The 6,244-nt window shown below is 65.8% G+C and carries 8 protein-coding genes; all 8 read left to right on the top strand.

Annotation, left to right across the window (positions count from 1 at the left end):
* Positions 1 to 137: 137 nt before the first annotated feature.
* Genes AC062T_RS09525 through AC062T_RS09490 form a run of 8 tightly spaced genes read left to right on the top strand, consistent with a single transcriptional unit; the run spans position 138 to position 6,216 of the window.
* Entirely contained in the window at positions 138 to 479 is a 342-nt protein-coding gene (locus AC062T_RS09525) for a flagellar basal body rod protein FlgB (protein WP_108519156.1), read from the top strand.
* Positions 480 to 493: 14 nt separating this feature from the next.
* Positions 494 to 886, top strand: coding sequence for a flagellar basal body rod protein FlgC (locus tag AC062T_RS09520; protein ID WP_108518534.1), 393 nt, complete (start codon positions 494 to 496; stop codon positions 884 to 886).
* The gene (gene fliE, locus AC062T_RS09515; RefSeq protein WP_108518533.1) at positions 886 to 1,212 is read left to right on the top strand and encodes a flagellar hook-basal body complex protein FliE; all 327 of its coding nucleotides are present in this window, start codon (positions 886 to 888) and stop codon (positions 1,210 to 1,212) included. The genes AC062T_RS09520 and fliE overlap by 1 nt, the downstream gene beginning before the upstream one ends.
* A complete protein-coding gene (fliF, locus tag AC062T_RS09510; RefSeq protein WP_476029470.1) occupies positions 1,212 to 2,801 on the top strand; it encodes a flagellar basal-body MS-ring/collar protein FliF in 1,590 nt (529 codons plus the stop codon). Before fliE ends, fliF begins: the two co-directional genes overlap by 1 nt.
* Positions 2,798 to 3,823, top strand: a complete 1,026-nt coding sequence (gene fliG / locus AC062T_RS09505; protein ID WP_476029468.1) for a flagellar motor switch protein FliG — start codon at positions 2,798 to 2,800, stop codon at positions 3,821 to 3,823. The genes fliF and fliG overlap by 4 nt, the downstream gene beginning before the upstream one ends.
* Positions 3,813 to 4,421 carry a FliH/SctL family protein gene (locus tag AC062T_RS09500; protein ID WP_476029466.1) on the top strand — a complete coding sequence of 203 codons (609 nt, stop codon included), beginning with the start codon at positions 3,813 to 3,815 and terminating at the stop codon, positions 4,419 to 4,421. The genes fliG and AC062T_RS09500 overlap by 11 nt, the downstream gene beginning before the upstream one ends.
* Positions 4,421 to 5,776, top strand: a complete 1,356-nt coding sequence (locus tag AC062T_RS09495; RefSeq protein WP_476029464.1) for a FliI/YscN family ATPase — start codon at positions 4,421 to 4,423, stop codon at positions 5,774 to 5,776. Before AC062T_RS09500 ends, AC062T_RS09495 begins: the two co-directional genes overlap by 1 nt.
* Entirely contained in the window at positions 5,773 to 6,216 is a 444-nt protein-coding gene (locus AC062T_RS09490; RefSeq protein WP_476029462.1) for a flagellar export protein FliJ, read from the top strand. The genes AC062T_RS09495 and AC062T_RS09490 overlap by 4 nt, the downstream gene beginning before the upstream one ends.
* Positions 6,217 to 6,244: the final 28 nt, after the last annotated feature.

Genomic DNA, 6,244 nt, shown 5'->3' with positions numbered 1-6,244 from the left:
CGCCCGAAACATCATCAATTTTGCACAAATGCCTAACGCATTCGGCGCGGGGTGCCGATAGCTGAGGAAGAGCAGGGATCGCTCACCTCGCAAGGCCATGGATCGGCCGACGTCGAATTCCATGAAACGGGATGCTTGTGTTCGATTCGGTGACCTCACTCGCCCTGGGCAGTGCCCTCGATGGGCTATCGCTGCGCCAGCGCACGATTGCCAACAACATCGCCAATGTGAATACGCCTGACTACAAGGCCAAGCGCGTGCTTTTCGAAGCAGCCCTCGCCGACTCAGTTCGCAGCGGCAATGGAGCCACGACCGCGACAACAGCAGACTCTCTTGAGCCGACGCAGCTCAACGGCAACAACGTCAACCTCGACACCGAGACGCTTTCGAACATCGACACCGTGCTGCGGTACCAGTTCGCCGCCCGCGCGGTTGAGGGCCAGTTCACGAGCCTTCGCTCGGCAATGCGCACCAGTTAGGCGGAGAAACGACCATGACATTCGACGCAATCGGCATCGCCGGCACAGCGCTCACCGTTCACCGCAAGTGGCTCGACGCCGTTTCGGACAACCTGGCCAACGTCAACACGGCCGCATCGACCGACGGCGAAGCGTTCCGCGCCCGTTACGTGGTCGCCCAGGCGGGCGAAGGCACCACGGGCGTCTATGTGCAGGGTGCGGCCTACGGCGATGCCGAAGGCCGCCTCGTCTACGAACCGGAGCATCCGCTCGCCGACGAAGCCGGCTATGTGCGCTACCCCGACATCGACCTCGCGAGCCAGATGGGACAACTCATCATGGCCCAGCGGGGATACCAGGCAAACGCTGCGGTCGTCGACCGGGCGAAGGAAAGCTACCAGGCTGCAATTCAGATCGGCAGGTCGTAATGTCCATCCCCAGCATCGGCGCACTCTCGGGCATCAACCCCGCTGCCGCGCTCACCGACGGCCTCGACCTGCAGGCAGCGACCGCAGCCAGCAATGCCCCGAGCGCCAGCAACTTTCAGGCGACGCTCGGCGGTGTCGTCGATGACCTGCGCTCGTTGCAGTCCACCTCGAACGAGTTGGCCATCAAGGCCGTGAGCGGCGACCTCGCCGACATTCACGACGCCACCATTGCATCCACCCGCGCTCAGGTAACGCTTGAACTCGTCGCCGCTGTTCGCAACAAGGGCGTTGACGCGTTCAACGAGATCATGAGGATGCAGGCCTGATGCCCGCCCAGATCACGTCGGCCTTTGGCCGTCTCGTCGCGGCCATCCGTGAGTTCACGATTGCGCAGCGCACGATCGCGCTCATCGGAGTCGCCGTGCTCGTGCTGGGTATCGCCGGCCTCGGGGTGTGGCTCAGCAAGCCCGCATATACGCCCCTCTTCACGGGCCTGTCGGCATCGGATGCGAGTGCTGTCGTGGAGCAGCTTCGCGCCGGGAGCGTCGAGTATCAGCTCACAGATGGTGGATCCACGATTCTCGTGCCAGAGGGCAACGTCTACGAGCAGCGCCTCGCGGCGGCAGCGGCGGGCCTGCCCTCCGCCAGCACGGGCGGCTACTCCCTGCTCGATGACATGGGCGTGACCAGCTCTGAATTTCAGCAGTCGGTGACCTATAAGCGCGCACTTGAGGGCGAGCTCGCCTCCACAATTGGCGCGCTCAAGGGCGTGCGCACGGCGTCTGTTCGCCTCGCCATCCCAGAAGAGACCGTGTTCGTGTCGCAGACGCAGAGCCCCACCGCTTCGGTCTTTGTCGAAACGGATCGGGGCGTGAGCCTCAGCAATGAACAGGTTCAGGCCATCGTTCATCTCACCTCGGCATCGATCGAGGGAATGAAGTCGACGGATGTCGCCGTGATCGACGCCGAGGGCACCGTGCTTTCTGCCGTGGGCGCCGGGGCGACCGGCAGTGCAGATAAGCAGGCCAGCGACTACGAACAGCGCGTTCAGGGTGCCGTGCAGGCCATGCTCGATAAGGTTGTCGGCCCCGGTAACGCCAGCGTGGTTGTGGCCGCCGACATGAGCTACGAGTCGGCAGAGCGCCTCGAAGAGACGTACACCGCCCCGCTCGACAACCCCGTGATCAACGAGTCGACCGACACCGAGAACTACACCTCCGGCGCTGCTGGCGGAGTTGTCGGCGGTGTGCTCGGCCCCGACAACATCGCGGTTCCCGGCGCCGCCGACTCCGGTCTCTTCTCTTCCGAGTCGACCACCCGCAACAACGCCATCAACAAGGTCACCGAATCCCGGGTCATCCCGGCGGGCGCAGTGACCCGTCAGACGGTCTCCGTGGCCGTCAATGAAGAAGCCATCGCGGGGCTGAGCGTTCCCTCGATTCGTGAGCTCGTTGCCGCGGCGGCGGGCATCAACGACGAGCGAGGCGACTCCGTGGCCGTCGAAGTCATGGCGTTCAACGCGACAGGCGCAATAGCGGCATCCGAGGCGCTCGCCGCAGCAGAGGCGGCGGCGACCCAGGATCGCATCATGCAGCTTGCGACCGTTGCCGTAATCGTTGCCGGAATCGTTCTGCCGATCGTGATCGGCCTCGTCATGATGGCCCGGCGTCGCCAGGCCGCGAGGGAGGCTGGCGAACTCGCCAAGCTCTCGGACATCCTCGACGCCCCCACTGTTCCCATGCAGATCAACGCGTCCGCCCCGCCCATCGAGTTGCTCGCTGGCGACCTGCCCATCCCCGTCGTCGCAGACGCGGAGCGGCAGAAGGCCGAGATCGAGGCCCTCGCCATGCGCGACCCGCAGAAGACCGCTGAGTTCTTGCGCGGCCTGATGGATGACGTAAGGCCGACCCGATGACCGATACCGCAGTAGAAGGCCTGACCGGCACCCAAAAGGTGGCGGTTGTGCTGATGAACCTGGATAGCGCGAAGGCCGCAGAGGTCCTCAAGCAGTTCACCGACTCGGAGGCGGAGGAGATCGTCGCCGAGATCGTTCGGCTCAAGAAGGTCGACTCGATTGTCGCCGAGCGGGCGATCGGCGAGTTCCACGCCCTGACGGTGCGCGGCGGCGGAATCAACGCTCGCGGCGGACGCGACATCGCGGTGGGACTGCTCGAAGCATCCTTCGGAGCCGAACGCGCCGCGGGGCTCATGAGCCGCGTCGCCTCGTCGATGGCCGGCAAGGCATTCGAATTTCTCGAGGCCGTCGATGCGAGCCAGGTTGTCACCCTGCTCGATGGTGAGCTGCCGCAGACGGTTGCCCTCGTGCTTGCGCACCTGCGGCCGGAGCAGGCCTCCATGATTCTCACGGGCCTCGACGACAACAAGCGCACCGAGGTCGCCCACTGCATTGCCATGATGGGCAGCGCTGCACCCGAGGCCGTTCGCGTCGTGGCAGACACCCTCAAGGTGAGGGCTGGCGCCGTCGTATCGACCCGCGACTCCGTGGAGATCGTCGGAGGAGTACAGCCTCTCGTCGACATCATCAACCGCTCAAGCGTTGCCACCGAGCGCGAACTGCTCGAGGCGCTCGACGAGCGCGACCCCGATCTCGCAGAAGAGGTTCGCTCGCGCATGCTCACCTTCGCGGACATCGTCAAGCTCGAGCGCAAGGACGTGCAGCACGTGCTGCGCGGTATCGACGCGGCTGTTCTGGCAATTGCCATGAAGGGCAGCCCAGACAACGTGATCGAGGTCATTAGGGGAAACCTTTCCGAGCGCAACCGCGAGATTCTCGACGACGAGATCTCGGCGCTGGGCCCCGTGCGGCTCTCGCAGGTCGAAGAGGCGCGATCCGAGATTGTGCGTGCGATCCGCGACCTCGAATCGCAGGGTGCCATCACGGTTCAGCGCACAGAGGAGGAAGAGCTTGTCTACTAGAACCCAGTTCTCCCTCGTGAACTTTCCCGACCTGGGCGGATCCAACGCCGAGGCCGCTGAGGAGCAGGCACGCACCCGCGGCCACGCTGCGGGGTATGCCGCAGGGCTTCGTGCCGCCGAGGTTGCCCTCGACCGGGAGCGCCGGGCCGAGGCCGCCGAGCGCGCGGCGATAGCCGCGCTGGCTCAGGAGCGCAACGAATCCCATATCGCGCTCCTTCGTGCCGCGATCGCCGCCGTCAACGCTCGGACAGCACCCGTGCTCGACGAGGCACACCAGCTCATCGCGACGGGTGCGATCGATCTCGCAGAGTCGATCATCGGCATCGAACTCAGCGATGCTCCGCGTTCAGCGCGAGCCGCCGTCACGAGGGCGCTCCGCGATGTGGACCCCACCACGATTCTTGTTCTGCGGATGCACCCCAGCACGCTTGCCGCGCCCGAAGACGACTGCATCGTTGACGGCATCACCTACTCCGCCGACGCGACCGTGGCCCCCGGGGATGCCATTGCTGATTTCGCCGAGGGGTACCTCGACGCTCGCATCTCCTCCGCAATCTCCCGCGCACGCACCGCGCTGATTGAGGGAACCGCAAACTAATGACAACGACCGCAGCGCAGACACCGGCATCGGCGGCTCGCCGTCGTGCCGACGCGCGGCTCTCCGACGCTCTGAGGGCAGCCCGCCCGCAGCGGGTCGGCCAAGTCTCGTCTGTCGTTGGACTCGGCCTCGACATCGTGGGAGTCGAGTGCGCTGTCGGCGAGCTCATCAGCGTGGGAGACGGCGCCTCTGTCGACGTCGAAGTCATCGCAACCACCCGCGACGGCGTGCGATGCATGCCCCTCGGACGCATGAACGGCATCGTTCCTGGAGCCCCCGCCCGCCCGCACGGCCGCCCCATCCTCGTCCCCACGGGGACCGGCCTCCTCGGGCGCGTGCTCGACGGACTCGGCCGCCCGATCGACGGCAAGGGCCCCCTCGCGACCGACGGCTGGGTTCCCCTCGACCATGAGACCCCCGCGGCTCTCGATCGCGCCAGAATCGACACCCCGCTCGCGCTCGGCGTTCGAGTGCTCGACACCCTCACCACGGTGGGCCGGGGTCAGCGCCTCGGGCTATTCGCCGGGTCGGGCGTGGGCAAATCCTCGCTGCTCTCCATGATCGCGAGAGGCACCGAGGCCGAAGTCTCTGTGATCGCGCTGGTCGGAGAGCGCGGGCGCGAAGTACGCGAATTTCTCGAAGACGACCTGGGGCCAGAGGGTCTCGCTCGCTCGATCGTGGTCGTATCCACCTCGGACGAGCCGGCCCTCATGCGGCTGCGCGCAGCCTTTGTGGCCACCCGCATCGCCGAGTCGTTTCGTGATGGCGGCAGCGACGTCACTCTCATGATGGACTCCCTTACTCGCGTGGCCATGGCGCAGCGCGAGATCGGACTCTCGGTCGGCGAGCCGCCCGCAACTCGCGGCTACCCGCCATCCACGTTCTCTCTGCTCGCGCAGCTCCTGGAGCGTGCCGGAACCGCGGAACGCGGGTCGGTGACGGGGCTCTACACCGTGCTCGTCGACGGCGATGACCACAATGAACCCATCGCCGACTCGGCCAGAAGCATTCTCGACGGGCACGTCGTGCTCGATCGCAAGCTCGCCATCACCGGCCATTTTCCCTCCGTGGATGCCCTCGGCTCGGTGAGTCGCGTGGCCAGCAGAGTGAACCCCGCCGAGCGCACCCGCCTCGCGACATCGCTGCGACGCGTGCTGGCAGCCAGAGCATCCGCACAAGACCTTCTCGACGTTGGCGCCTATCAGCGGGGCAGCAACCCCCTTGTGGATGCCGCGGTCGACAACGAGGCAGCGATCGCCGCATTTCTGCAGCAGGGCATGGATCAGAGGTGCGGTGCCGAGGATTCGTGGCGTGCACTCTCCGAACTCGTTCGGCAGTTGGGGGTCGCAGCATGAGTCGCGAATTTTCCCTTGCCGGTCTGCTCAGGCTCCGGCACCTGCAGCAGGAGCTCGCCGCGGGCGAACTCTCGTCTGCGCGCGGACGCCTCGACGAGAACTCGGTGAGTCAGGAGCGCGCACGCATCGCGCTGGGCGGGATTCCGACCGATGTCACAAGCACAGCGACTCTCTATGCCATGGCGGCCGGCAGGGCCTCGTTGCGCAGCGCGCTCTCTGATCTCACCTCGCTCGAAAGCGAGCTGCGGTCGCAAGCCTCTGCGGCCAGCGAGGAATTCTCTCGGGCACGGGCAGCAGCGCTCAGCCTCGAAAAGCTCGAAATCAAGCACGACCAGAAGGTGGCGGCAGAAGACCTGGTCGCCGAGCAGGCGCTGCTTGACGAGCTCGCATCGACCACCTGGCACCGCGACAAGCACGAAACAGAAGGGACAACGCTATGAGCATGCTCACCATGCCAACGGCGGCCCC

The sequence above is a fragment of the Homoserinimonas sp. genome (genome assembly GCF_056262345.1).
The sequence above is the reverse complement of the archived record's forward strand: the minus strand, read 5'-3'. Positions and strand labels throughout refer to the sequence as shown.